Consider the following 26,683-nt stretch of genomic DNA (forward strand, 5'->3'; position numbering starts at 1 on the left):
CTTTTTATGTGATGAATAGCAGAGGTTAAGAGGCGTTTACTGCTGCGCGTTAAGCTAGCATAAGCATTCATGAAAATGCTCATTAGTTTTCAATTTGAGCTTTAACTCTAAATTTTAACATTTGCCGTTGCGATATTTGCTTGGCATTTGTAAGCTGTTCAAAACGGACTACTAAGTTGCAAATCATATGTCTAAAGTTAACTGTAAAGAAATAACCATAATCTGCGAAGATGGGTATAAGCTTGCGGGTTCAATGTTCTCGCCTTCAGGTCAAATTAAAGGCGCCGTATTAATTGGGCCTGCAACAGGGATTAAGCGTCAATTCTATAAGCCATTTGCAGAGTTTTTAGCTGAGAATGATTTTGCTGTTCTTAGTTATGATAATCGTGGAATTGGCGGGTCATTGCATGGAGACATTAAAAAGCACTCTGCTAGTTTGCAATGTTGGGGGTTACTTGATCAACCTGCTGTGATTGCTGAACTCATGGCGCAATTCCCAAATACAAGTTATCACTTAGTCGGTCACAGTGCTGGTGGACAGCTATTTGGACTCGCGCACAACGCCAAAGCGTTAACATCCATGTTTAATTTTGCGAGTTCATCAGGGCGATTATTAAATATGAAAATAAGAGATCAATTTAAGTCTCACTTTTTTATGAACCTTTTTATTCCGATCTCTAATAGCGTGTTTGGTCATACTAAATCTCAGTGGCTAGGTATGGGAGAGCCATTACCAAAAGCAGTGGCAAAGCAATGGCAAACATGGTGTAACGGCGGTGGTTATGTAAAAACAGCATTTGGCAAAACCATTGAAAAACATTATTTCGATGAGCTTGCATTCCCTACAATGTGGGTTAACGCTGTTGATGACTTCATTGCAAATGATAAAAATGTGCAAGACATGATGTCTGTGAGCCCTAATATTCAGGCGAAAACACTGACCCTAGACCCCAAAGATCATGGTTTAAAAGAGATTGGACATATGAAATTCTTCAGTCGCAAAGCCAGTGTTTTATGGGATATCCCGTTAGAGTGGTTAAATAGCCACGCTTAATGATCGTTAAAACTGATTTATTACAGTGACGCCAGGCGTATTGTTTTTATCTAAGCCAGTAAGTACATCGATTGATTCGGTTAAAGAAATGGTCTTTCCTAATAACTTTTCAGGCTGTAGCTGACCCGAGAGGATCATCGCTAGCATTGCGTCATATCTATGTGCTTGCATACCATGGCTACCAATTATTTCGAGTTCGTTAGCAATAACGGCATCCATAGGAATGTTGGGTGTCGAATGTTCAGCTAACAATAAGCCAACTTGTATATGCTTGCCCAGTTTTCTCAAGCTCTTGATTGAATTTATACAGGTGACAGGGTGACCTAACGCGTCAAGAGACACATGAACTCCGCCTTTTGTGAGTGTTTTAATTGCTTCGGGCACGCTAGTCACCTGATTGGCATTAATGGTAGCAACAGCCCCGAGGTTACTTGCTAGCTTAAGCGCACTGTCATCGATATCAATAGCAATCACATTTGCCCCGATGGCCTTGGCTATCATGATGGCAGATAAGCCAACTCCACCGCAGCCATGAACTGCAACCCATTGACCTGCTTTGATATTTCCTTGGTCAACTACAGCTCTAAACGAAGTCACAAAACGACAGCCCAAGCTGGCTGCGGTCACAAAGTCCATTTCATCAGGCAGTTTTACTAGGTTGATGTTGGCATGATCAACAGACACATATTCAGCAAAAGACCCCCAATGAGTAAAGCCTGGCTGAGTTTGGCTTCCGCACACTTGATGGTTTCCAGAATGGCAATCAGGGCAACTGCCACAAGCATTGATAAAAGGCACCGTCACTCTATCACCGACTTTAAAGCCTCTGACATCTTTGCCTAAGGCTGCAATTGTGCCTGCAAACTCGTGCCCAGGTACGTGAGGAAGTTCAATACCATCGTCATGGCCCATCCAGCCATGCCAGTCGCTGCGACACACGCCTGTCGCTTTAACATTAACGATGACCCCATGAGGTTCTGGAATAGGGTCGCTTACATGCATAATTTTAGGTGCTGATTTAAAGTTTTCGTAAACAAGGGCTTTCATGGCGTTTATCCTATCGATGATTGATGCTTTTAATTTACGCTTGCTGGTAGAAATTACCTTGCTATGTTTACTTGAATAAAGGTGCTTTCTGAAATAGTCTTTTTCTTTAAGGTTGTATATTGAAGGATTCTTTTAAATGGCTGAGTTAGATAAGACAGATATGCTTATTTTGGCACGTTTACAAAGCAATGGCCGTCAGTCTAGTGCCAAGCTTGCGAATGAGCTGGCATTGAGTGAAACCCCATGTTGGCGTCGTATTAAGCGTTTAGAAGAGCAGGGCTACATTGAAGATTACCAAGCAAATTTAAACAGAAAAAAACTGGGGTATGGTGTGATGGCATTTGTGCAATTGACTTACGTCGAGCATGATGAAAAAACCACTCAGGATTTTGTAGCCATGATCAATGATTGTGATAATGTTTTATCTTGTCACAATACGACGGGAGATGCCGATTTCTTATTACAGGTGGTCGCCAAAGATTTAGATGACTACAGCAATTTTATTGATGGTGTTTTAAGAAAATTAAAAGGCATATCAGGGATTAAATCGAGTCTATCACTCAAAGAGCTTAAATCATCATCTCGGTTGCCGATTTAGCAACAGCAGCCATTTGCACTTAAATAACCCATTCAATTCAATTATATCTGCATTGTTTTAAAGCATTCATCAGCTCTATCAGTCAGTAGTTTTCGACTAAACGCAAAATAACGCGTTAATTTACTTTTTAGGAAATAACAATAATGTGGTGCGTTATGTTATATTGTATCGAATTAATCATTCCTAAAAATAGAGATTTGTGTGAAAAAGAAATTACTACTCTCACTTTTGGTGGCATCGAATGGTGTCATTGCGCAAGATGCTGTTAAATCAAACGAAGACATAGAACACATTGAAGTTAAACGTGTGTGGCAACCTTACCGTGGTAATGTTCCTTTAGTTCAAACCCCGCAAGCAGTCGACACGATTAGTGCTGATGTGCTTGAAAGTGAAAGTATCACCCGCTTTATGGAAGCGCTCGAGCTTTCACCTAGTATAGTTAGGCAGAATAATTCAGGCGGTATGTTTGATAGTTTTGCTATTCGTGGTTTCTCGGGAGACGAAAATAACCCATCGGGTTATCTTGTGAACGGCTTTAATTCTCGAGGTTATAACGGTAATAGAAATACCGCTAATATCGAAAGTATTGAAGTGATGAAAGGCCCAGGCTCTGCACTTTATGGACAAGGTGAACCGGGTGGTACTATTAATATTATCACCAAAAAGCCACAGTTTAATGAGCAAGGCTATGTTCAAGCAACGCTAGGTAATTACAGTAAAAAACAGTTTGAATTTGATTACACTAATGCACTGAATGAAGAGGCCGCATATCGACTAAATGGTTCGTATGAAGACTCAGCTACACATAGAGAACATGTTTCAATCGAAAGCTTACATTTATCGCCATCGGTATTGTGGAACATTTCTGATGACACCAGTCTGAACTACGAAATGGAAGTGCTAGATCAGAAAAAGCCTTTAGATAGAGGTGTATACATTCTGAATAATGACTTTGATGGTGTGAAAGCTGATGCTTTTTATGGGGATATCCGTGATGGCGCGCATCAAGTTGAAGCACTCGGTCATCAGCTCGTGTTAAATCATAAGTTAAACGACGATTGGCATTTACTGACAGGCTTTGCTTATCGAGATTCTTCGTTTAAAGGTATGTCTTCTGATACTGAATTATCAGGTGGTAGACAGCTGGTGTATAGCGATGAAAACTTACTGTCTCGCCAACGTCGTGCACGTGATTATCAAGCGCTTGATGTATCGGCCCGCTTTGAATTAAGTGGCGAACTTGAGCTGGGCAGTCTAACGCATAATATTTTAGTGGGTGTGGATCACTATAATTTTGATATTGATACCGACTACAAAGTATGGCGCACAGCATGGGGCTCAGGCGATACGACTTATACCATTGACCCTAACAATCCAGACTACACTCAAGCTCAACCTGAGCCAGTACAAAAAACGCTGACTGAAGAGAATCAAAAAGGTTTAGGCATTTATGCCCAGAATCTGATTGAACTGACTGAAAAGTCGAAAGTATTAGTGGGTGTACGTGTTGATAAATTTGAACAAGACATTCTTAACTTACGCAGCGATGAAGCGCAAAGCCAAGAGCAAACCGAATTTACCCCACGCTTAGGCTTTATTTATAGTGCGAATGACCAAGTTAATCTTTATACGAGTTATGCCGAAGGTTTTAGGCCAAATCCGGGTCTTGATTCAAACCGTAATGCGTTCGAGCCAGAAGAAACTAAGTCATTTGAAATTGGCGCAAAGTGGCAAAATATTGCGGGGCGCTTCTCGGGTAGCATAGCCCTTTTTGATGCAAAAAAAACCAATATGCTCACTGCTGAGCCAGATACGGGGTTATCGGCAACGTTAGGCGAAGTTGAAAGCCAAGGTGTGGATTTTCAGTTAACCACTGAGCTGACAGATAACACAGTACTTGAACTTGCTTACGCTTATACAGATGCAAAAACAGCAAATGATGTGATTAATGCCGATTGGGGGGTACCAATTCCAAAAGGCTCGCGCTTAATTAATATTGCTGATCATATAGGCCATGTTGCACTAAAGCATTACACCACACTGTTAGGTAAAGCGTCTTACCTTGGTGCAACTGTGAATTATGTGGGTGATCGTTTGGGCGAAACAACAGATGCAAACTTTATTTTGCCATCATACACGCTCGTTAACTTGTCAGCGTCGATTGAAGTAAATGACAAGGTAAGTATGAAGTTCGATATCAACAATCTGTTTGATAAGGCCTACTTTGAAAATTCTTACCACAAACTTTGGACTATGCCGGGCTCACCGACAACTTACAGTGCAACGATTAAATATCAGTTCTGATCTTCACTGTGAGTTAATGTCTTAGTGTGCTCTAAGTCATTTTAGTAATTGAAAAATAGCAGTCTGAGTAATTGCACTTAACCAAACCTTGGTTAAGTGGTTATTTAGGCTGTTTTTCGTTTAAAACACGAGAAAGAGTGTAATGAATCATCTTCAAAACAGTAAAACGCGCTTGCCGTCCATCGATATACTTCGTGGCATCGTGATGTTATTCATGCTGGTTGATCATGTCAGAGAGCGTTTTTTCTTACATGCTCAAGTGCTTGATCCAATGGACATTCAAACGACGAGTCCTGATCTTTATTTTACCCGTTTAAGTGCCCACTTTTGTGCGCCCATTTTTGTGTTTTTGACCGGTCTATCAGCGTGGTTATATGAAAACCCCGCAAACGGTGCAAAGCGTTCAGCTCAATCATTTTTGCTAAAACGTGGCTTATTTCTAATCTTGCTTGAAATGACATTGGTCAATTTCTCTTGGTTTGGCGCTTATCAAACATTGTACTTGCAAGTTATCTGGGCGATAGGGGTGAGCATGGTGGCTTTAGCCATTGTGGTCGCTTTACCTCGAAGCATTATCGCCATATTAGGTATAAGCATAGTCGCTGGTCATAACTTATTATCGCCCATTGAATTTGCGGCAAATGAAATGGGGTATTCGCTATGGACGATTTTGCATGACCGAGGATATTTAGTCACAGATGCATTCATTAAGATAAAAGCCTCTTACCCAGTTTTACCTTGGATCGGGGTTATTTTGTGTGGCTATGCGGTGGGGCCTTTATTTTCGAGTTCGGTACCTTCGCAAAAGCGAAAAACGATATTGTTGCAAAGTGGCGCCGTACTTTTATTAGGGTTATTAATGTTAAGAGGGTTAAACATTTACGGTGAAACCCTTGATTGGTCTCAACAGGCAACCGCGCTTTTGACTGTGATGGACTTTTTTAATTTCACCAAGTATCCGCCGTCTCTTGATTTTATTCTACTTACATTGGGAGTAGGAGCCTTTGTGTTAGCGGTGTTAGAAACGAGCGTATTCAAGGTGTTAGAGCCTGTAAGAATATTGGGTTCTGCCCCTATGTTTTTCTATATCACGCATTTATATGCATTGCTTGTTGCTAGCATAGTGGCACAGTGGCTATTTGGCACTAATATGCATTATGGCAGTGATCAGACTGCATATTTTGGTTTTTATCATGTCTGGCAAGTGTGGCTGTTTGCAATGTGCTTAAGTGTACTTTTATACCCACTATGTAAATGGTTTGCGGGTTATAAACGCAAAACATCAGCGCGCTGGGTTAAGTATTTTTAGTTGCTTTTAAAGGCTAAATACTGGTTTTGCGAGCATATGAATGTATGTTCGCTTATTTACTTCTTTAATTTATGGGCGCTGTTCTAGCGCTTTTCTAATTTACTCTTCTTCATATCTTCTTGGCTCAACTATGAGCTAACAGTGGGCGCCGTGTAAGCTAATGTAATTGAATTGTTAACGATAGTGGGCCATTTTAATTGGGTCACATAGATTGAGTGAGCGAAAGTTCAGCAATCAGCACGCGATTTCAATACCAAACCTAAGGGTGAAATGTTTGGTTTGAAAGCTAACTTTGTAGCAGTTTAATCAGCTAGTCATTCATAGGAAGAATGCGTTAAGGAGAGTTACCATGAATAAGGAACCACAAGTTTCATCAGTAAAACCCTATCTAGAATGGGAAGAGGGCCAACCCGTATCACCTCAGTTTGGTATTTTATCTGAGCTCACTGGCACTTGGGTGAATTGGAAAGATGGACCTAAAGGCTTACATACCACTTGTATGCCGTCACCGGGCACATCATCTGAAACCATTTTTGGGGTATTTCATTTTAAATCTCAAGAATATACAGAAGAGCTAAAATTCACCCAAGTGAACGAACCTGTTCGCAATAGGGGCGGTTCAAACGAGCAGTTTAATGCGGCATTAAAGTACGAAACAGCCATTATTGATAATAAAGGTACATTGCAACATTTTGAAAATGGTATGTATTTGTGGCTGGGGGATAATCAAATGCCTTGGCAAGCCGATGGTCCATATCAAAACCCGCCAACCATGTTTAAACACACCTCAACTGATGACTCAGTTAGAGACGATGATGGTGAGCCTGTAATAGGATCTGGAGAACTTGGGCCGCAATTTGTGCCACCTCATTCTATCTCACGTTCTGGTGTTATTCCTCATGGTACAACCATACATATCACAGGTAACATCACCGAAACGCAGCATATAAAAGAGCCGTTCACAGAAATGAAACCACCGCATATTGCGGATTTATGGGAACAGCAGTACTTAGCAATTTCACCGACTATGGGTATAAATCCCGAGAGAGACTTAACCCCTGGTTCGCTAGAAAAACCTGATTGGACTTATGTACCACGCGAAGACTTAGTGGACTCTGATATGCAACCGCCTGCACATAGGGGTGTAAACAGTGCAAGAGCTTATTTTCAGCGCATCTTTAACTACAACGACTTTGGTGCCAAGTTTCCCTACACAGTTCAGCCGAATCTAAAATTAAGTGAAGCTAATGAAGGGTTAAAGTTTAGAAAATACGCGAAAATAGAGCTGGACTCTCAACATGAAACAGGCGTTCAAGGTGGCACCGTTAACAATGTCATGATCCATCGTTATTGCCGCGTTGCGAGAATGCGCCACCGAATGTGGCTCGAAGAAATCGAATTAGACGAAAAAGACCATAATGGGAAGAATAAAGTCATTCAACAGCTGCAATATGAGCAAATCGTTGACTTTGAATTTATGTTTGGTGCCAGTGGCGAAACAACATTATGGCCACACATTCAGGTGAATACGCTGCGCCGTTTAGAAGATATTCCTGAAGACAAAAGGCTGCCGCCAATCAAAGTTGACGAGCAATCTGATAAAACACCAGTGCTTAAAGCTTCATCTCAATTCAATAAGATGAATCATTCTAAAGATTAAATTACTGAAGGCAATGCGCCTTGAAATTGAACTCTTGGCGCATATTTTAAATATTATTCGAGACCGCTTTTAACTCTTTAGGCTATTTGGAACAGCAGTTTATGCTTAAGTAATGACACTGAGGTTAAAAAATTTTTTTAGAAATTGTTACTGTTCCTTTTACAATCCTAGGTAACTTTATTTTCCAAGTATTCTCTTCTAGATTTACAGTATAAACTAGAGCTTCATGCTCAGGATTAATGATATCTTTAACAACTACATGCGCTAATATGTCGTTTTCTCTTATTGAGCCTAGAACGTTTTCAGGAACATAGCTTCCAAAACTTTTATCTCTTATCTCAAGAGCTATATAAGACCATAGTTCAAAAATATCGCCATCAGTAAGCGAACTAATTTCATTATCATCTAATGATTGAATGCCATATGACTCAATAAACTCTTTGTTTTTAAGCAGTGGTAGTGTTGATTGCTTTAGCCATTTGAGTTCAGCTTTTGAGATAAAAGTTGAAGCAGTAGAGTAATTTTTACTCTTCATGTTTTCTAGGAACGAAGAGACGGCATGAATTGGAGAATTAGTTTCTTTTGCAAATACAGGCGTACTTAGGAAAAGAAATAAAAATAGTAGGTTTTTCAACATAAAAATCAGATGGTTTTATAATTTAACTAGCGTTATACACACATAAAATATTTAAGTAAATAAAGGTTTAAACACCTAATCTGAATGCAGCTTTAATTTACCACTTTGCAAACCGCTCTAATAAAAAGTCTATGGCTAGGCGTGCCCTAAGCGGCATAAATTGCTTGTTTTGATAAACAATCCAACTGGTAGCGCCTTTAATGCAATATGAGTCTAAAAGCGGTACCAGCTTTTGCTGTTCGATTGATTCTGTGAAGGTGCTTTCGGGCATATAGGCGATACCCAGACCTTGCTCGCAGGCTTCGCGTACCACATTGGCGTTATTGCTACGCCAGTTACCAGTGACTTTCACACTTTGTTTGGTTCCGTCGATATTAAACGCCCAGTGGTCGTTATTGGCGATAATACAGCGATGGCTTTTTAGTTGGTTGGGATGGTTTGGTATACCATAGATTTTGAGATATTCAGGGCTGGCAACCACCATCATAGAGCGGCTAATTAACTTACGGGCGATGAGGTTTGAATCATTCAATTCGCCATAGCGAATGGCAAAGTCGATACCGTCTTCAACAAAATTAACCAGTCGAGAATTGAAGTCTATTTCAATATTGAGCTCGGGATGCTGTTTGGCAAATTCCATTAGAGCAGGGGCGATGTAACTTTCGGCAAAACCACCTGCGGCACTGACTCTGAGCGTGCCAGATAACTGATATTGCTGCTGGCTCAATTGCTCGTTTGCTTGTTGTAAGCCTGTGACGAGTTGCTTGCACTGTTGGTAGTAAAACTCGCCATTTTCAGTCAGGCTAATTTGGCGAGTGGTTCGTGCCAAAAGGCGCGAGCCTAAGCGTTCTTCTAAGCGAGAAACTTGTCGGCTGACATGGCTGGTGGAGCAGTTTAACTTTTTTGCAGCCGCCGAAAAGCCACCGCTTTCTGCAACAGCCACAAATTCAAAAATGCCTTCAAAACTGTCCATCACTACTTTGCCTATTTCGTAAATATTTGCAGGTGTTATTTAACAATCACTTATCTTAAATAGCAAAGAAGATTGGCTGTCTTTTAATAAGTAAATTTATTACTATCTTCACTTATAGTTATTGTTTGCTCAGGGTTTCAACGTTAATGACCGACAGAAAATGGACGCTAAAGAGTATCGCTGCACATTTAGGTGTGTCGAATGCCACCGTTTCAAATGCTTTTAATCGACCAGATCAGCTGTCGAAAGCAAAGCGTGAAGAAATCCTCGCTGCGTGCCATGAACTCGGTTACTTTGGGCCAAATAAAGCAGCACGTTCGTTGCGAAAAGGCACGTTCAACATTGTCGCGCTCGTGCTTCCTGACAGCGTTGAATACATGGTGTCAGATCCGGTGGCGAGCAGCTTTATGCGCGGTGTTGCCAAAGTGCTTGAACCTCAAGGTATTAATTTACTGCTTTTCTCGGGTAATGCTGAAAGCGTCAATGATATTGTCGATTTTGTTGATGGTTTTATTTGCTATGGCCGCCCTCGTAATACCAAATTAATCACTCACCTTGAAGCGCTCAGCAAGCATGTCGTGACGGTCGATTTTGAGTTAGACAACAAAGCCAGTGTGAATATCAATAATCATGAAGCCGCTTACACAGTCGCGAAACAAGCATTTACAGGTTTTGAAACGACCAGTGTTAGCACAAGTGATAACACAAGTGATAACATTGAGGCAGCTATTTTAGGCCTACGCTTGCTTGATACTGAGCTTATCTGCCGAGTGTATGACCATCATTTGCCTGAACTTAATACTTCTATTGCACATCAACGTCTGGCTGGATTTCGTCAAGCTATCAATGAGTTGGGGATCGTCATTGCGGATGATAAAACTTGGAATATACCTGAGAGTAGCGAACGTTATGCGCGCATTGCTGCCAAAGAAGCATTAAATACATCGCCTCGACCCAATGTGTTGTTATGTATGAGTGATTTAATTGCACTCGCCGCAGCGAGAGAAGCCCAAGCGCAGAGCATTAAGATCCCTGAGGAGCTTAAAATTGTAGGCTTTGACGGTATTGATGAAGCAGAGCTTTTTCAACCAGCCATTACCACCATTCACCAAAACAGTGAGAATAAAGGGCAACAAGCGGCTGAGCTGTTTATAAATAAAGAAAAGCAGCAAGTTATGCTGCCTTTCAACCTTAAGTTAGGCCAGTCGACCTAACATCTTTGGAGCAATTAACAGATACTAAGTAGTCTGAGCTTTGGTTATGAGATTTGTATCTAGAGCTCAGGTTACTTAAGTAAATCCGCGATATTAAAACGCTTAGTGCCTTTTCCATCAGCAAAGGTCATTTCAATTTGCTGTGTTTCAAAATCAATTTTCAAACAGGCTGTGTGCTGCTGATTTTCCCACTCCATGATCAATAAACTGTCAGCGCCTTGCAAAGAGAATGCACCATTAAAAGCTTGGCTTTCATTACGCAATTTAATGAGTTCTGACAGTGCTTTAACCACAGGTTTTTGTAATTGAATATAGACCTTTTCTGGCGTTAAATAGCTGCGATTAATATCTCGGCCAACATTGGTGCTATCAAGTAATGCCATGTCATTATGCAATGCAAGTAAACCACCATAATAAACCTGTGGTACACCCGGTGAGAAGAACTGAATAGCTCTTGCTGTTAAGTAGTCTAAGTCATTGCGGGCGAGGGCATCATAATAGGTGCAGTTCACTTGATATAAGTCGACGTTGCTGGCTGCTGCACCGGTCGCTTGACGACTTTGTGAATTGCTATTTTCATGGATCTGTTCAACTAAGCTGTCGACTTGAGCTGCATTGAGTAACCCCGGTTTTTCACCTTCAGGACCCGCATCAACAATACCAATACCATCGTGGGTGTCGAGCACAGTCAAGCAGTTACGCGGCGCAATGGTCAGCCAAGACACCAAGGCATCCACATTTTGCGTAAACAAAGTGTGTAAGATGAGTGGTGGCAGCGCAAAGTCGTACACGCGGTCTACTTTCTCTGCAACCGCAATTTGGGTCTGATAATGGCTGTGAATTTCGGCAATGGTTTCCATGCCCATCTCATTGGCTTGTTTTGAGAGTTGTTTAATAAAAGCAAAGGCTTCATCGGTCATAAAGCAGCTGGTACCTGCGCGCTTAATGGCAAAACCTGCGGCATCTAAACGAATGATCTTCACCCCATTGTTGGCAAATAAGTTGAGTACTTTATCTAAGTAATTTTTACCTGCTTCGGTTTCAACATTTATATCAATTTGGTTGTCGGTAAAGGTCGTCCAGAAATTAACAACTTCGCCTGAAGCCAATGTCTTAGGTGTAAAACAACTGGTGGGTCGAGGTCTAAAAATAGCGGCGGCTTCTTCGTCTGTGATGCCATTTGGAAACACATCTTGCTCTTTTAAAAACATACTCCAATACTTAGATGCTGTCCCATTTTCAAGCACATCCAAAAACTCTGGAGATTGACCAGAAGCGTGGTTGACGATGAGATCAGCCATTATTTCATAGTCTTCGCCTAACGCTTTTAAATCTGGCCAGCTACCTAAGCGACTATCAATTTGTGCATGGTCAATTGGGTCAAACCCCGCATCGCTACCGTCGATAGGGTAGTAAAAAGGCAAAATATGTACGCCAGAGAATAGACCTACCAGCGGCCCGTCAAGCATCTGCTTTAACACTGGTAGGCCACTCCCTGTAAGCCTGTCTGCATAGGTGATCAATTGCACTTGGTTTTTCATAGTCGCACTCAATATCTCAAAGTTGATTCTTAATCGATTAAGTTATATCTTTAATCAGCAATCAAAGATATTCAAGTACTATTTACAATAAAAATTGGCTGAAGCTGGCCTGATACAGGCTAGACTTATTTAAGATCAGCCAGTTATATCAACTGAATTAACCACTTAATAAAGTTGGTATTAACCCTCGAGGTAACCATTATGACAACACACAACTTATCGACGCTTCGCTGGTTGACCTACATGATGTTTTTCATGTTTGCGATGACCTCAGACGCGGTGGGCGTGATTATTCCAGAGCTGATCAGCGAATATAACCTAACCATGACACAAGCCAGTGCTTTTCATTATGCGCCCATGATTTGGATTGCCATTAGTGGCCTGTGCCTTGGTTTTTTAGCAGATAAAATAGGCCATAAGCCCACCATAATTATTGGCTTTTTATTATTCTCTGTGGCGTGTTTTGGTTTTGCTGTCGGCAATACATTTACGCTATTTGTCGGCCTGTTAAGTATGATTGGTCTGGCAATTGGCTTGTTTAAAACCGCGGCGCTGGCTTTACTTGGCGATCTAACACCATCAAGCAAAGCGCATACTAAAACCATGAATACCGTAGAGGGATTCTTTGCTGTGGGTGCCATAGTGGGTCCGGCTATTGTTAGTTATATGTTGGTTGCTGGCGTCAGTTGGAAGTACCTATATTTACTGGCAGGCGCCATGTGTGTGTTGCTATGTTTGGCGACTTTTAAGGTGTCTTTCCCTGCTAAAACAGTGAAAAAAAGCAACGAGCAGGCGAGCTTTAAACAAACGCTTATGATGTTAAAAGACAAGCATGCCCTTGGTTTTTCTGCTGCCATTGCGCTTTATGTGGCGACTGAAGTTGCAATCTATGTCTGGATGCCAACCTTGCTTAAAACCTACCAAGGTGATTGGACGTTACTGGCAACTTATGCATTGACTATTTTCTTTATACTGCGTGCTGTGGGTCGATTTATGGCTGTATGGTTGTTGAATTTATTCTCGTGGCAGAGCGTGATGCTTGCACTCAGTAGCGCGATATTCTTATGTTATTTAGCAACTTACCTGTTTGGTGTAGATGCAGCTGTGTTTACATTGCCACTGAGTGGCTTATTTATGTCGATGATTTATCCGACCCTGAACTCAAAAGGGATCTCTTGTTTTGAGAAACATCAACACGGCTCTGTCGCCGGGGTGATTTTATTCTTTACTGCTTTGTCAGCAGCGGTTGCGCCTTTATTGATGGGTATCGTGAGCGATCACTTTGGTCATATTGAATATGGCTTTGCATTGGCAACCGGCTTTGCTGCATTACTTATGTTAGGCATGTTGTACAACTATTTTAAAGATCCAGCAAAAGCGCGTTTAGCTCACGCTTAACTTAAATCAAATCCCCTTGTCAAAGTGTTCAACTGCACCAAATCTGCCAATTTGGATGCACCGAGTTGGACACTTTTTTGTTATCTATAACAACTACTTAATAAACTAAGCACAATAATCGAGCACTTTTTTATTGCAAAAGATGACATTTTTGCTAACTTACTTAATCGATTAAGTAAGAAAATCCACATTCGTGGTGCCATACTTTAAATTGAACAACAATGAGGCACATTATGAGAACACATAACCCCACTTGGTTTGCCCTAAGCGCTATCGCACTCGCGATCAGCACTCAAACACTGGCTGAAGAACAACAAGCAAATACCGCAAAGCCACAAAATGAATTAGAAAAGATAATTGTTACAGGTGTGCCTCAACGTCGCACCGTGATGGCATCTAGTGTGTCAGTGAGCAGCATCTCTGCAGAGCAGATCAATGTCTCAACACCTAGAACCACCGCTGAAGCATTTAGAATATTACCGGGTGTGCGCTCTGAGTCGACGGGCGGTGAAGGTAATGCAAACATTGCAGTGCGTGGCCTACCAGTTGCATCGGGTGGGGCTAAGTTTTTACAGCTTCAAGAAGATGGGCTACCAGTTTTACAGTTTGGTGATATTGCATTTGGTAATGCTGATATCTTTTTGCGCCTAGATAACACTGTCCAATCTGTCGAGTCTATTCGTGGTGGCTCTGCGTCTACGGCAGCAAGTAATGCACCGGGCGGTATCATCAACTTTATTTCTAAAACAGGTGACAGCGAGTCAGGCAGTATCGCGACAACCTTTGGTTTAGATTATGATGAGTTCAGAACCGACTTTGAATTTGGTACTTACTTATCTGACAGTGTGCGCTTTCATATCGGTGGTTTTGTTCGCCAAGGTGAAGGGCCAAGAGACACAGGTTACACAGGCAACAAAGGCGGCCAGATCAAAGCTAATTTAACCAAAGAGTTTGATAACGGTTATGTGCGTTTGTATCTAAAGCATTTAGACGATCGTAGCACCAGCTATTTACCAATGCCAATGCGCTCAAATGGCGATTCGTTAGCCAACTTTGACGCTTTATCTGATACACCACACTCGGCGTACTTTATTAAAACACAAGGCTTAGGCGCAAATAATGAAATTCGCCAAGGCGATATGCGTGATGGTATGCATCCACAAGTAGACAGTGTGGGTGTAGAAGCCAGTTTTGATCTTAGTAATGATTGGAAAATAGAAAACCGTTTTCGTGTTGCAAGTGTGAAAGGCTCTTTTAATTCTCCTTTCCCTGCTGAGGTTGGCAGTGCATCAAATATCGCTGCAAGTATTGCTGGAGAAGGTGCCACCTTACATTATGCAAACGGTCCACAAGCAGGTTCAGCCTTTAATGATGACACATTGATGCGTATTCACACTTTTGATGTTGAAATGCGTGATTTCGGTTCAATGGTTAATGACACCAAGTTAACTAAATCATTAAGCGATGATACGTCAGTTACATTTGGTTTTTATGCATCTGAGCAAACCATTGCCATGTCTTGGCTTTGGAACTCTTATTTAATGGAGTTACAGGGCGATAATGCCGCGCTCGTTGATGTATTTGCAGCTGACGGTACTGCATATTCAGAAAACGGTTTGTATGCCTATGGCACGCCAGCATGGGGCAACTGTTGTCAACGTAACTACGACACAGACTATTCAACGCGAGCGCCTTATTTGGCGGTATCTTCTCAATTTGACGATATCACCCTAGATGCAAGTGTGCGCTATGACTCGGGAGAGGCCAAAGGCACGTATGCGGGTGCTGTAGTGTCACAACGAGACATTAATGGTGACGGCGTTATTTCAAAACCAGAAGAGCAAGTCGCTGGCATCGATATCGCAAACCCAAGTGCTGTGAACTATGACTGGAGCTACACCAGTTATTCAATCGGTGCTAATTATCAAATCAACCCAACACAAGCTGTGTTTGGCCGTATCAGTGAAGGTGCACGTGCAAATGCTGATAGATTACTGTTTGGTAAAGTAAACGCCGACGGCAGCGTGGCCAAAGAAGATGCCATTGATGAAGTAACCCAATATGAGTTTGGTTTAAAGCAACGTTTTGAAAACGGCAGTTTATTTGCAACGGCATTTTATGCTGAAACAGAAGAGCAAAACTTTGAAGCAACCAGTCAAAAGTTCTTTGATCGCCAGTACGAAGCAAAAGGCATTGAGCTAGAGGGGGTTTACTTTGTGGGGTCATTCGACTTCAGAGGTAATGTGACTTGGACGGATGCAGAAATTGCCAAAGATGCATTAACACCTGAAGTAGTGGGTAACACGCCTCGTCGTCAAGCTGATTTTATCTACTCACTGATGGCGCGTTACAACATGGAGCAAGGCGCGGTTGGCTTAAGCTTTATCGGCACCACAGATGCGTACGCACAAGATAATAATGACTTAAAGTTCGATGGCTACACGCAGGTTAATGCATTTGCAAGCTATGACGTGACTGACAACTTATCTGTTTCACTCAACATCAATAACCTGTTTGATACGGTGGGCATAACAGAAGCAGAAGAGGGCAGCGTACCAGCTAACGACATTATTCGCGCACGAAGCATTAATGGCCGTACGACGTCGTTCACATTGAACTATCAATTCTAAACCGCATATTGAGTTGGAGTTATTATGACTGAACAAACGACCATGCAACTAACTTGCTTTGGCGAAGCATTAATGGACCTTTTACCTCACGATGGCGAAGCTTTGCTTCCCATTGTGGGCGGGGCACCCGCCAATGCCGCTGTGGGTTTTGCCAAACTAGGTGGTCACAGTGCGTTTTTAGGTGGGCTATCGAATGATGCATTCGGGCAGACCATTGCTAAGACATTGCAACATTATGGGGTAGATACGGCACATTGTCCGGTTATCAAAGAAGCAAACACCGCGCTGGCGGTTGTTCAGCTCGATGAGCACAAAGAGCGACAATTTAGCTTTTATCGTCAACAAACGGCAGATATCAGCGTATCAATGGATGACTTTAATGAATTCAATTGGCCGCAATCAGGTATTTACCATTTTTGTTCGAATACCTTAACGGACTCGTCAATTACAGCAACGCATATGGCGTTATTAGAGCAGGCCAAAGCGCATGGGCAAATCATTAGTTTTGATGTCAATCTTAGATTAAATCTCTGGCACGATTTAGCTGATTTACCGGCTCGCGTTGAGGCCTGTTTTTCGCATTGTGACATCTTAAAATTTAGCTTAGAAGAGCTTGAATATTTAAGCCAAGCGGCATCGCTTTCAACAGAGCGATATATTCAGCGATTATGCGAGCTGGGTGTTCAGGTGATCTTGGTGTCAGATGGGAAAAATCCAGTGCAATTGATCACGCCACAACAGACTCATTCAATTGCAACCCCGACCATTAACGCTGTTGATACCACTGGGGCAGGAGATAGTTTAATAAGTGGCTTTTTATTCGCTTTAGCTCAGCAGCAATTAGAGCAATCCCAGTTGAACACAAATCTTGAGAAGCTGATTGATGCCGCTGAGTTTGCAGTCAAGTGTGGGGCCTATACCTGCACAAAGCTTGGCGCAATGCCCGCACTGCCAACTTACGACGAAGTGAATTAATCGCTTTCTTTGTCTAACTTATTTTGATTGAAGGCCATTCGTTAAAGCGAATGGCCTTTTTTATTTTAGGCTTTTAAAAGAAATAAATAGAAAAGCGATCTTTCAAAGGGCAGCGCCGTATCTTATAAGCTTGGATCAATTCATTGTATTGACTGTTGCTAAATAGCAAAAGAGTTTCACTGATTTAGCTAATTATCATTCATTGGGGAATAATATACAGTGTCCTTATCGTCTTTTTAGCAGCTTGCACAAAGGCATCAAACAACTTTATGACAACACTGAGTTAAGGTAATCATCATGAAAAAAGTACTTGTTCCAGTCACTAATCACGCAACACTCGGCAGTACAGATCAAGCTAATGGTACCTATGCACCAGAGCTAACGCATGTTGTTGATGTATTAAATGCGAATAATATTGGGTTTGATATTGTCTCTATTCAAGGTGGTAAAGCACCACTGTATGGCACCGACATTGAGGGTGATGAGGTGAATAATAAGGTATTAGGAGACGCGTCATTCCAAACGCAGATCAACAATACCGTGCCTGTTTCTCAGGTTAACGTAGACGACTACGATGCTATTTTCTATCCAGGTGGTTTTGGCTTACTGTCAGACTTAGTAAGCAACGAAGAAGTTGCTGCAATGGCAGCCAAGCATTATGAAGCGGGCGGGATCATTGCGGCAGTGTGCCACGGCCCAGCTGCATTATTGCCAATTACACTCAGCAATGGCGAATTATTAATTGCGGACAAAGAAGTCACTGCATTTACCCGAGAAGAAGAAGTCGACTTTGGCACCATCAATGATATTCCTTTCTTATTAGAAGAAGCGTTGACACGAAAAGCGGCTCAATATAGCAAGGTGCAACCTTGGAATGAATTTGTCATTCAAGACGACCGTTTAGTGACAGGTCAAAACCCAGCAAGTGCCCATGCGGTAGGTGAGTTTTTGGTGAAATTGTTAGCTGAGTAATTGGCTAACAACTTTAAAAAGAAGGATTTAATATGAATCAAAATCGTAATGTTAATCGCCAAATAACTTTGAATTCACGCCCTCATGGGGCACCAACGTTAAGCAACTTCAACCTTGTAGAGTCGGCTATCCCAGAAGCGGGAGAGGGTGAAATTTTACTCCGCACCATTTACCTATCTTTAGACCCTTATATGCGTGGGCGTATGAATGATGCCAAATCATATGCGCCACCAGTCGCTTTAGGTGAGGTAATGGTTGGTGGCAGTATCTGCCGTGTTGAGGTTTCAAATCATCAAGGTTTTGAACAAGGCGATTTGGTTGTCGCATTTAGTGGTTGGCAAGATTACAGCGTCTCGAATGGCGAAGGGGTGATCAAACTAGATTCAGCAATGGAAAACCCATCTTATGGCTTAGGCGTGTTAGGTATGCCGGGGCTAACCGCTTATATGGGCTTGATGGACATCGGTCAGCCGAAAAAAGGCGAAACACTGGTTGTTGCCGCAGCTACAGGCGCAGTGGGTAGCTTGGTTGGCCAAATAGGCAAGTTACAAGGTTGTAAAGTCGTCGGCATCGCCGGAAGTAAAGAAAAGTGTGATTACGCTGTGCGTGAACTCGGTTTTGATGCGTGTCTTAACCACAATGACGCAGACCTAGAATCACAATTGGCAACCGTTTGCTCCAATGGCATAGATATTTATTTTGAAAATGTGGGCGGAAAAGTGTTTAACACCGTATTACCCCTCTTAAACTCAAAAGCACGGGTGCCACTTTGCGGCTTAATTGCTCAATACAATGCCACTGATTTACCTGAAGGGCCTGATCGTATGGGCTTACTCATGGGGAACTTGCTCGTTAAGCGTATAAAAATGCAAGGCTTTATTGTATTTGACGATTATGGCCATCGCTATGACGAGTTTCAGCAAGCCATGGTGCCTTGGTTGATGTCAGGGCAAATTAAGTACAAAGAAGATAAAGTCAGTGGGCTTGAAAATGCTTCGGCTGCATTTATCGGATTATTACAAGGTGAAAACTTTGGCAAATTGGTCGTGCAAGTGGGTCCAGAGCACTTAGATTAAAGATTATTCATCGCAACACACAGGATCAAAATATGATAAAGGTACATCATCTCAATCAATCGCGTTCAACACGCGTGTTATGGCTATTAGAAGAACTTGGCATGCCATATGAAGTTGAGAAACACGAGCGCGATGCAGCTACGCGTTTAGCGCCAGCAAGTCTAGGTAAAATACATCCATTAAATAAAGCGCCAATCATTGAGCACAATGACATTGTGATCTGTGAATCGGGTGCGATTATGGAGTACATTCTTGACCAAGACACAGAGCAGCGTTTACGCCCAGAGAAGGGCAGCAAAGCTTATTACCAGTACGTTGAATGGTCGCATTTTGCTGAGGGCTCTTTAGGCTTGCCAGTGATCACTAGCTTGCTGATGCAGATGGAAGAGCGCAGTGGCACCAACCCGATGGATGGGTATATTGCCAAAGAACTAAACCTAGACTTCTCATACATAGATTCGGTACTCGCTAAACAAACTTATTTTGCTGGAGATGAGTTTACTGCGGCCGATATTATGATGACTATTACACTTGAAATTGCTGGTAGCCTAAACTTGCTACAAGGCCGTGAAAATATCGCTGGTTATCTTGCGAATATGCAAAGCCGCGAAGCGTACTTAAAAGCGCGTTCATTCGGTTAAATCTTGTTTTAGCCGCTTACTTCAAAACTCGCGAAGTGATTTTTTCACTCGCGGGTATTTCCATAAACGACCTTCTCTATTGCTCTATGTTTAATAAATTCATGTGCAATCTCAATTCAATATTTTTAATATGTGACGAATTAAAAGGCTTTTCAGCAATTTTTATTTTCTAATCTATACTGAAGAAAATAGTGTCTCAATTGCAAATATATGAATAAAGATTCGGGCATCAATGTATCGTTGAATGAAATTAACGAGGCATTCGTGAATAGTCCTTTTCCAAATGAGCTTAACACGGACGATCTTTATAAGTTTTTAATTTTTTCTACCGAAATGGCTGCTGATGAAGTTTTTTGGATGCGGTCTGACTCTGAAATTTTCTACGTAAACGACGCAGCTTGTAAAAAACTCGGTTACTCCCGTGAAGAATTGGTCGGTATGCATGTCTGGGAATGGGACCCATTATTTCCGCGCGAGGTCTGGCCTGAGTTTTGGCAAGAAATGCAGCAAAAGAGAAATATAGAATTTGAAACTCAGCATCAAAAAAAGTCTGGCGAAGTGTTTCCAGTACGAATTAGAGGGCATTTATTACAACATGGAAGCGAAGAGGTGCTATTTGCGTTTGTTACTGATATTTCTGTTGAAAAAGCCCAGAAAGAAAAGTTGGCAGTAATAAATGAGCAGATAACGTCTGAAGTTGCGTTAAAAACAGAGCAGTTAAGAAAGGAGTCAGAGCGTGCAGCAAAGTATGCCGATAAACTCGAAATAAGTAATCACAGATATAACCTTGCCATAGAGGGAACAGATGTTGGCTTATGGTCTTGGGATATCACTAAAAATCTTCACTATTAGTCTCCTAAGCTTTATGCCTTGTTGGGTTTTGAAGAAGGAGAAATTGCGCCGTCGGTTGAAGAGTTACAGAGCCGTTTACATCCTGAAGATAAATATGATGTTCTTACTCAAATTAATAGTTTCATCAACCAAGGCCGAAAATATAAAGCTGAATTTAGACTGAAATGTAAAAACGGTGAATATCGGTGGTTTAGAGTAAAAGGTAAGTCAGAGGTTAATTCACTATCAGAGCCTACATATATGGTTGGTAGTTTAGAAGACATCGATGAACAAAAGCACCTTGAGCAGGCTTACGAGTTTGAGCAACAAAAATTTGCGAAATTTGTAAACCTTGCGCCCATAGGAATAGCAATAAATCGTTTTGAAGACGGTGCATTCGAATATATTAACGACGAATTTAGCCGTTTTACTGGCCATACTGTTGAAGCACTAAACTCAATGGATTACTGGCAACTAACACCTGAAAAGTACCAGTCTCAAGAGCAAGCGCAATTAACCCAATTAGAGCAAACAGGGCGATACGGGCCTTATCAAAAAGAATATATTCACCAAGACGGACATCTTTATCCTGTTTTGTTATCTGGAATAATGATGAAAGACATTGATGGCAAAAAATATATTTGGTCTGTTGTTCAAGACATGACCGAGCACAAGCAAACACAAAGAGCGCTTTTAAGAGCAAAGCAAAAGGCAGAAACAGCCAATATCGCTAAAAGTCAGTTTCTTGCCGCTGTGAGCCATGAAATTAGAACTCCGATGAATGGCGTTTTAGGCGCGCTGCAGTTATTAGACGGGCAAGTTTCTGGGTCAGCAAAAGGGTTGTTAGACAATGCATTGAACTCTTCACTTTCTTTATTAACCATTATTAATGACATTCTCGACTTTTCTAAAATCGAAGCGAATATGCTTAATCTTGAAAAAGTCGATTTCTCGATTGGCGAGATCATAGATTCCGTGTTGAGTGAGCTCGCAATTAAGTTAACTAACAAGCAAGTCAAGGTCGAGAAAAAAATATCAGCAGATTGCCCAGATGCTTGGCTAGGTGACCCTACGCGTGTTAAGCAAGTTATCTCAAACCTAATAACCAATGCCGCTAAGTTTACAGAGCGGGGCACAATTACATTAACTCTAGAGCAAAAAACTCATCAAGGTGAGTCTTGCCTATGTTTAATTGTGGCTGATACAGGTATAGGCATGGACGACAAAGCTTTAAAAACACTATTTGGACGCTTTACTCAAGCCGACTCTTCAACCACTAGAAAGTATGGCGGTACAGGTCTTGGTATGGCGATCACTAAAAGCTTAATTGAGTTAATGCGAGGAACAATTTCAGTCACAAGTCAGGTGGGCGTTGGCACCGAGTTTAATGTGTTAATACCATTAGAGCGTGGTCACATTAAGCCTAAAAAGCAGCAGTCAAAACTTGAATGTGTTCCGAACTTCGCCAACAGGAAAATCTTAATTGCAGAAGACAATAAAGTGAACCAACTTATTGTGTCAGCAATGATTAATAAAACACGTGCTGACATAGTTATGGCTGAAAATGGTCTGCAAGCAATAGCGCTTTTTGAAAAGCACACACCTGATCTGATTTTGATGGACATTCAAATGCCTGAAATGGATGGCCTTGATGCGTGTAAAAAAATACGAGATACAGATAAATCGGTTCCCATTATTGCGCTTACTGCGAATGTGTTACTTGAAGATGTGAAAGAGTATCTAAACAGCGGTTTTGATGAACACATTGGTAAGCCAATCATTCAAGATAAACTTTTTCAACAACTAGAAAAGTATTTAGAGAAAAAAGCAGGGTGAATGGCTCATTTAAAGCCTAATTAACGGTTTGTGTTTTACGTGTAAGTTTATCAGCTACAAGTATTTAAAATACTTGTGAATTGAGCGTGTTAAAGTACCTAAAGCTCACTGTTCAACTATTAGAGTATGACTTTTAATCGTATTTGTGATAGTTATGGATGACATAACATTGAAAATTTAAGGACGAATATGCTCAATTATAAAACGACTAGTACCTATACCGCTCTCATTGCTTTTACACTTTTTTCTATTCTGATCCTATTCCCTGAAATGCTCTTTTGGCTATTTGGTATTGAACAAAGCAACTCTGCTCTTTTTGTCGGTCGAAGAATGGCAATGCTGTTTTTAGGTTTAGCCACACTGCTTTGGGTATGCAGAAATGCAGCACATTCAGAGTCACGACAAGCAATAAGCCTAAGTATTGCTGTTTCGATGTGCGGGCTTGCTGGTCTTGGCGTTTTTGAGTTATTACAGGGTCATGCTGGGCCGGGTATTTTACTCGCTATTTTTACAGAATTTGTCATTGCTGGCTTGTATATCAAATTGTGGCTAGAACACCAGAATATCGAGCAAAATGTGGGAGGAGAAACCTTACCAAATGCAAAAGGTGAGTAGCTTTTAGGTCACCACTTTACACATTGAGAGTGCACTGTTTTTAGCCTTCGACTTGATAAATAAAAGTTCATCTCCATAGATTATCTAATATACATGCTAAGTTTATGGATAAGCTTAGGTTAATAAAGAGCAATCTATAATGTCACGCTAGCAGTCGGTTACCTATTATCGGTCATCGGTCACCGGTCACCGGTAACCGGAAATCACTTATGGCTTTGAGTTAAAACCGAAAGCCGTACAAAGCACGCTACAAGCAATTAAGGATAAGCAATGAAGATGTTAAAGTATTATTTAGCGGTCAGTTTATGCTTAGCCGCACTCACCATTTATAGCATAGGCACTTGGTTTTTATTGCCAATTCTTTGGATAACCTTGTCTTTCTTTTCGGTTACTTTTGCTTATGCCACAAACTCACCTTCAGTTTTTAGAAAAAAAAGCACAGGCAAGATCCCTTGGTACATTACTTGGTTATTCTGGCCATATTTGAGTGGCGTTCACCTATATAATGGGCTTGCAAGAAAAAGAGATACCGTGGATGTATTTCAGCCTCTATCCGATAATTTATTTGTTGCTTGTCGTTTGTTTCCTAGCGATGTTGATATGCTAAAAGCCCAAGGCATTGAAGCGATTTTAGATGTCACAGCTGAATTTGATGGACTAAATTGGTCAGCTGAGCAGCAAGGCCTGCATTACCTCAATATTCCAGTACTTGATCATCAGCCCCCAACAAGCGAGCAGTTATCTCATGGTATTGCTTGGATTGATGCGCAGCATAAATTAGGTCGAAAAGTGGTGGTGCACTGCGCTTTAGGTCGCGGTCGTTCAGTGTTTTATTGTGCGGCATATTTACTGTTTAAAAATAAACATGACACAGTTCAACAGGTACTTGAGCAAATTCAGCAACGTCGAGAAAGCGCTAGGCTGAACAAGCATCAGCTCAAAACACTGACAAAATTACATGAAAGTCAGGCGCTGGCACACACAGATAAAGCGTCATTGATTATTAACCCAGTGGCGGGTGCGAAAAAATGGTCTATTTCAGAGAATGAAATTATTGGCTTGTTAACCAGTAAGTACCATTTAACGATTCATTTCACCGAGGCAGATACCGATGTTGCCGTGTTTGCGAAGCAAATATTAACCTCGGATAAACCCAATATGGTTATTGCAGGTGGCGGGGACGGCACATTAGCGGCGGTTGCTCACGGGATCATAAAAAGCGATGTTAAATTTGGCATTCTCCCGCTGGGTACTGCGAATTCACTAGCAACGGTACTATTAGGGCCAGCAACAAAAGTAGTGCCCATCTCCACGTCATGTGAAGCCATTTTGTCAGGCCGACTTAAACCCATAGATATCATGACCTGCAATGATAAAACGGCGCTTTTAGCGGCTGCGATTGGCTTTGGCGAAGAGATGATTGAAAAAGCCGATCGAGAACAAAAAAATATGTCTGGCCAATTTGCCTACATAAAAAGCCTATTAGAAGCCGTCAGCGAAAATAAGCCATTAAAGCTAAAGGTGAGTTTTGATGGTAATGCGTATTCTGACATTGAATGTGTTAGCCTCGTAGTTGCCAATGCGGCGCCAAAAACAACTATCTTGGCGCAAGGGCATGGTGAGCCAATTTATGATGATGGCAAGTTAGACGTGACCATTTTACCTTTTAAACCAGAAAGCGCGCAGAGTATTACAGTCGCAGAGCTTCTTTTACCTGAGCACGATAGAGTATTTTCAGATATTCGCGTAAAGCAGTGCGAAAAAATAAATTTAGAATTTGAGCAAGAGCAAAATTTCGCCCTTGATGGCGAGATTCTTCATGCTAAAAGCATTGAAATAGTGATCCAAAAACATGCCCTTAACGTTATGACGCCCAATTAGGCGCGTTGTGAGATAAGAGTTAACTGTTAAGTCACTCAGTGGCATAAACGCAAAATTATTCGAGAGGGATCCAATTGAAAACAGTTTTACTTGTAGATGATGACAATGAGTTTGCAGAGCTCGCTGCGCGTATTCTTGAGCACCTAGGTCATGAGGCATATATTGCAAATGACTTATCTGCTGCAAAACAGTGGCTAGAAACCCAAAAATTTGACCATATCTTTTTAGATTTTATGTTGCCTGATGGCAGCGGCTTGCACTTAGTTGATGCACTGAGAGGGCAAGGTGACAAAACGCCCATCACTTTAGTGACAGGCCATCCATCAGTAAAGTCAGCTTTGTCTCAGTTGTGTCATGACGGCTTGAATTATCTTACTAAGCCAATTGATGCCGATGACTTTAAAACAGCACTGACTCCTCAATTAAAAACCAATAAACCAGCACAAAACAAGGCCCATTTTGGTGTTCTTCTAGGCGAATCTGAAAAGATGAAGCAGCTTTATAAAATGATAGAGCGCGTAGCAAAGACCGATGCCAACGTGATGCTGATGGGAGAAAGCGGTGTAGGTAAAGAAATGTTCGCTCAAGCAATCCACAATGCCAGTTTGGTCAAAGGGGAGCTTGTCAGTGTTAACTGTGGTGCTATTCCAAAAGACTTAATTGGCAGTGAGCTTTTTGGTCATGAGAAAGGGGCATTTACTGGGGCAAATGCCCAGAAGGTCGGGGTATTTGAACAAGCTGAAAATGGCACGCTATTCTTAGACGAATTAACCGAAATGCCCATTGAGCAACAACCAAATTTACTACGCGTTTTAGAAACACAAGCCGTGACGCGAGTTGGCGGTACAAAATCAATTAATGTGAATTGTCGGGTTATCTCTGCCACAAACCGCAGTGTTGAAGATATTGCGACGAATGAAGTGTTACGAGAAGATATTTATTTTCGCCTTGCCGTTTTCCCGATAGAGATCCCGCCGCTTAGGTCTAGAAAAGACGATATTCCGATTTTAGCCGAGCACTTTTTGCAAGGCCTGAATAAAAAAGGCAACACCGAGTATGTTATCGCGCCTTCAGATCTGTCTCGGTTAGAAGAATATGACTGGCCGGGTAATGTGCGAGAGCTTAAACACACCATTCATCGTGCTTATATAATGGCCGATCACGACACACAGACGTTACAGTTCGACACCAATTTTGCCTCACCATTTGCACAAGCAAAACGTATGCATGAACACTCATCGGTGGTGACTGCCCAAAGCCCAGTGCAAAGCAGCAGTTTGCAGCAGCCAAAGGCCATTGAAATAGACTCGCCAGAAATGAAAACAGGCAAAACCATAGAAGAAGTGGAGCGAGAGCTAATTTACCATACGCTCGACTCAGTAGAGGGAAACAAAACCCTTGCTGCAAAAATGCTTGGGATCAGCACAAAAACACTCTACAACCGCTTAAACACCTACGAGGGAGTAGCACATCCATAAATATAGGGGGCTA

Annotated in this window: 21 protein-coding genes; 17 read left to right on the top strand and 4 right to left on the bottom strand. The window is 41.7% G+C overall.

Annotated features, from left to right (window positions below):
- Nucleotides 1-187 precede the first annotated feature (187 nt).
- Nucleotides 188-1,054 carry an alpha/beta fold hydrolase gene (locus ACH784_RS05720; protein ID WP_404394056.1) on the top strand — a complete coding sequence of 289 codons (867 nt, stop codon included), beginning with the start codon at nucleotides 188-190 and terminating at the stop codon, nucleotides 1,052-1,054.
- 6 nt (nucleotides 1,055-1,060) lie between these two features.
- Here ACH784_RS05720 and ACH784_RS05725 read toward each other — a convergent pair whose 3' ends face one another.
- Nucleotides 1,061-2,101: a zinc-dependent alcohol dehydrogenase family protein gene (locus ACH784_RS05725; RefSeq protein WP_404394058.1), complete on the bottom strand. Its 1,041-nt coding sequence runs from the start codon at nucleotides 2,099-2,101 to the stop codon at nucleotides 1,061-1,063.
- 136 nt (nucleotides 2,102-2,237) lie between these two features.
- Between ACH784_RS05725 and ACH784_RS05730 the strand changes: the two genes are divergently transcribed.
- The 4 genes from ACH784_RS05730 (at nucleotide 2,238) to ACH784_RS05745 (ending at nucleotide 7,972) form a co-directional block, all read left to right on the top strand.
- Nucleotides 2,238-2,699, top strand: coding sequence for an Lrp/AsnC family transcriptional regulator (locus ACH784_RS05730; protein WP_404394059.1), 462 nt, complete (start codon nucleotides 2,238-2,240; stop codon nucleotides 2,697-2,699).
- A gap of 201 nt (nucleotides 2,700-2,900) precedes the next feature.
- Nucleotides 2,901-5,003 (top strand): TonB-dependent siderophore receptor, encoded by a 2,103-nt coding sequence (locus ACH784_RS05735; RefSeq protein WP_404394060.1) that lies wholly within the window; start codon nucleotides 2,901-2,903, stop codon nucleotides 5,001-5,003.
- A gap of 142 nt (nucleotides 5,004-5,145) precedes the next feature.
- Nucleotides 5,146-6,312 (top strand): DUF1624 domain-containing protein, encoded by a 1,167-nt coding sequence (locus tag ACH784_RS05740; protein ID WP_404394062.1) that lies wholly within the window; start codon nucleotides 5,146-5,148, stop codon nucleotides 6,310-6,312.
- Between the two features lie 349 nt (nucleotides 6,313-6,661).
- On the top strand, nucleotides 6,662-7,972 hold the full coding sequence (locus ACH784_RS05745) for a peroxidase, FMP-type (protein ID WP_404394063.1): 1,311 nt from the start codon (nucleotides 6,662-6,664) through the stop codon (nucleotides 7,970-7,972).
- A 124-nt stretch (nucleotides 7,973-8,096) separates the two neighbouring features.
- On the opposite strand, the gene ACH784_RS05750 is transcribed toward ACH784_RS05745, so the two are convergent.
- Together ACH784_RS05750 and ACH784_RS05755 are read right to left on the bottom strand one after the other, a co-directional pair.
- On the bottom strand, nucleotides 8,097-8,609 hold the full coding sequence (locus ACH784_RS05750) for a hypothetical protein (RefSeq protein ID WP_404394065.1): 513 nt from the start codon (nucleotides 8,607-8,609) through the stop codon (nucleotides 8,097-8,099).
- A 97-nt stretch (nucleotides 8,610-8,706) separates the two neighbouring features.
- Nucleotides 8,707-9,582: a LysR family transcriptional regulator gene (locus ACH784_RS05755; RefSeq protein ID WP_404394067.1), complete on the bottom strand. Its 876-nt coding sequence runs from the start codon at nucleotides 9,580-9,582 to the stop codon at nucleotides 8,707-8,709.
- A 146-nt stretch (nucleotides 9,583-9,728) separates the two neighbouring features.
- On the opposite strand from ACH784_RS05755, the gene ACH784_RS05760 reads away from it, so the two are divergent.
- Complete coding sequence (locus ACH784_RS05760) at nucleotides 9,729-10,796, top strand: LacI family DNA-binding transcriptional regulator (RefSeq protein ID WP_404394068.1); 1,068 nt, start codon at nucleotides 9,729-9,731, stop codon at nucleotides 10,794-10,796.
- Nucleotides 10,797-10,867: 71 nt separating this feature from the next.
- Here ACH784_RS05760 and gtfA read toward each other — a convergent pair whose 3' ends face one another.
- The gene (gene gtfA / locus ACH784_RS05765) at nucleotides 10,868-12,337 is read right to left on the bottom strand and encodes a sucrose phosphorylase (RefSeq protein WP_404394070.1); all 1,470 of its coding nucleotides are present in this window, start codon (nucleotides 12,335-12,337) and stop codon (nucleotides 10,868-10,870) included.
- A 201-nt stretch (nucleotides 12,338-12,538) separates the two neighbouring features.
- On the opposite strand from gtfA, the gene ACH784_RS05770 reads away from it, so the two are divergent.
- The 11 genes from ACH784_RS05770 to ACH784_RS05820 all read left to right on the top strand — a co-directional run bounded on the left by ACH784_RS05770 (nucleotide 12,539) and on the right by ACH784_RS05820 (nucleotide 26,670).
- Complete coding sequence (locus ACH784_RS05770; RefSeq protein WP_404394071.1) at nucleotides 12,539-13,735, top strand: MFS transporter; 1,197 nt, start codon at nucleotides 12,539-12,541, stop codon at nucleotides 13,733-13,735.
- 233 nt (nucleotides 13,736-13,968) lie between these two features.
- The gene (locus tag ACH784_RS05775) at nucleotides 13,969-16,365 is read left to right on the top strand and encodes a TonB-dependent receptor domain-containing protein (protein ID WP_404394072.1); all 2,397 of its coding nucleotides are present in this window, start codon (nucleotides 13,969-13,971) and stop codon (nucleotides 16,363-16,365) included.
- A gap of 24 nt (nucleotides 16,366-16,389) precedes the next feature.
- A complete protein-coding gene (locus ACH784_RS05780) occupies nucleotides 16,390-17,340 on the top strand; it encodes a carbohydrate kinase (protein WP_404394073.1) in 951 nt (316 codons plus the stop codon).
- A gap of 297 nt (nucleotides 17,341-17,637) precedes the next feature.
- Nucleotides 17,638-18,312, top strand: coding sequence for a type 1 glutamine amidotransferase domain-containing protein (locus ACH784_RS05785; RefSeq protein WP_404394075.1), 675 nt, complete (start codon nucleotides 17,638-17,640; stop codon nucleotides 18,310-18,312).
- Nucleotides 18,313-18,344: 32 nt separating this feature from the next.
- On the top strand, nucleotides 18,345-19,388 hold the full coding sequence (locus ACH784_RS05790) for an NADP-dependent oxidoreductase (RefSeq protein ID WP_404394076.1): 1,044 nt from the start codon (nucleotides 18,345-18,347) through the stop codon (nucleotides 19,386-19,388).
- 32 nt (nucleotides 19,389-19,420) lie between these two features.
- Complete coding sequence (locus ACH784_RS05795) at nucleotides 19,421-20,029, top strand: glutathione S-transferase family protein (protein ID WP_404394078.1); 609 nt, start codon at nucleotides 19,421-19,423, stop codon at nucleotides 20,027-20,029.
- Between the two features lie 210 nt (nucleotides 20,030-20,239).
- Nucleotides 20,240-20,881, top strand: coding sequence for a PAS domain S-box protein (locus ACH784_RS05800; RefSeq protein WP_404394079.1), 642 nt, complete (start codon nucleotides 20,240-20,242; stop codon nucleotides 20,879-20,881).
- Between the two features lie 18 nt (nucleotides 20,882-20,899).
- On the top strand, nucleotides 20,900-22,696 hold the full coding sequence (locus ACH784_RS05805) for an ATP-binding protein (protein ID WP_404394081.1): 1,797 nt from the start codon (nucleotides 20,900-20,902) through the stop codon (nucleotides 22,694-22,696).
- Nucleotides 22,697-22,885: 189 nt separating this feature from the next.
- Nucleotides 22,886-23,311, top strand: coding sequence for a hypothetical protein (locus tag ACH784_RS05810; RefSeq protein ID WP_404394082.1), 426 nt, complete (start codon nucleotides 22,886-22,888; stop codon nucleotides 23,309-23,311).
- 270 nt (nucleotides 23,312-23,581) lie between these two features.
- Nucleotides 23,582-25,192: a diacylglycerol kinase family protein gene (locus ACH784_RS05815; RefSeq protein ID WP_404394084.1), complete on the top strand. Its 1,611-nt coding sequence runs from the start codon at nucleotides 23,582-23,584 to the stop codon at nucleotides 25,190-25,192.
- A 74-nt stretch (nucleotides 25,193-25,266) separates the two neighbouring features.
- The gene (locus tag ACH784_RS05820; protein ID WP_404394085.1) at nucleotides 25,267-26,670 is read left to right on the top strand and encodes a sigma-54-dependent transcriptional regulator; all 1,404 of its coding nucleotides are present in this window, start codon (nucleotides 25,267-25,269) and stop codon (nucleotides 26,668-26,670) included.
- Nucleotides 26,671-26,683: the final 13 nt, after the last annotated feature.

It is taken from the genome of Pseudoalteromonas phenolica (assembly GCF_044788725.1).
GTDB lineage: Bacteria > Pseudomonadota > Gammaproteobacteria > Enterobacterales > Alteromonadaceae > Pseudoalteromonas > Pseudoalteromonas phenolica_C.

Bases quoted from the DNA above. Each gene is read 5' to 3' on its own strand.
- ACH784_RS05720 (WP_404394056.1), top strand. From the start codon at position 188: ATGTCTAAAGTTAACTGTAAAGAAATAACCATAATCTGCGAAGATGGG.
- ACH784_RS05725 (WP_404394058.1), bottom strand. From the start codon at position 2,101: ATGAAAGCCCTTGTTTACGAAAACTTTAAATCAGCACCTAAAATTATG.
- ACH784_RS05730 (WP_404394059.1), top strand. From the start codon at position 2,238: ATGGCTGAGTTAGATAAGACAGATATGCTTATTTTGGCACGTTTACAA.
- ACH784_RS05740 (WP_404394062.1), top strand. From the start codon at position 5,146: ATGAATCATCTTCAAAACAGTAAAACGCGCTTGCCGTCCATCGATATA.
- ACH784_RS05745 (WP_404394063.1), top strand. From the start codon at position 6,662: ATGAATAAGGAACCACAAGTTTCATCAGTAAAACCCTATCTAGAATGG.
- ACH784_RS05750 (WP_404394065.1), bottom strand. From the start codon at position 8,609: ATGTTGAAAAACCTACTATTTTTATTTCTTTTCCTAAGTACGCCTGTA.
- ACH784_RS05755 (WP_404394067.1), bottom strand. From the start codon at position 9,582: ATGGACAGTTTTGAAGGCATTTTTGAATTTGTGGCTGTTGCAGAAAGC.
- ACH784_RS05760 (WP_404394068.1), top strand. From the start codon at position 9,729: ATGACCGACAGAAAATGGACGCTAAAGAGTATCGCTGCACATTTAGGT.
- gtfA (WP_404394070.1), bottom strand. From the start codon at position 12,337: ATGAAAAACCAAGTGCAATTGATCACCTATGCAGACAGGCTTACAGGG.
- ACH784_RS05770 (WP_404394071.1), top strand. From the start codon at position 12,539: ATGACAACACACAACTTATCGACGCTTCGCTGGTTGACCTACATGATG.
- ACH784_RS05775 (WP_404394072.1), top strand. From the start codon at position 13,969: ATGAGAACACATAACCCCACTTGGTTTGCCCTAAGCGCTATCGCACTC.
- ACH784_RS05780 (WP_404394073.1), top strand. From the start codon at position 16,390: ATGACTGAACAAACGACCATGCAACTAACTTGCTTTGGCGAAGCATTA.
- ACH784_RS05785 (WP_404394075.1), top strand. From the start codon at position 17,638: ATGAAAAAAGTACTTGTTCCAGTCACTAATCACGCAACACTCGGCAGT.
- ACH784_RS05790 (WP_404394076.1), top strand. From the start codon at position 18,345: ATGAATCAAAATCGTAATGTTAATCGCCAAATAACTTTGAATTCACGC.
- ACH784_RS05795 (WP_404394078.1), top strand. From the start codon at position 19,421: ATGATAAAGGTACATCATCTCAATCAATCGCGTTCAACACGCGTGTTA.
- ACH784_RS05800 (WP_404394079.1), top strand. From the start codon at position 20,240: ATGAATAAAGATTCGGGCATCAATGTATCGTTGAATGAAATTAACGAG.
- ACH784_RS05810 (WP_404394082.1), top strand. From the start codon at position 22,886: ATGCTCAATTATAAAACGACTAGTACCTATACCGCTCTCATTGCTTTT.
- ACH784_RS05815 (WP_404394084.1), top strand. From the start codon at position 23,582: ATGAAGATGTTAAAGTATTATTTAGCGGTCAGTTTATGCTTAGCCGCA.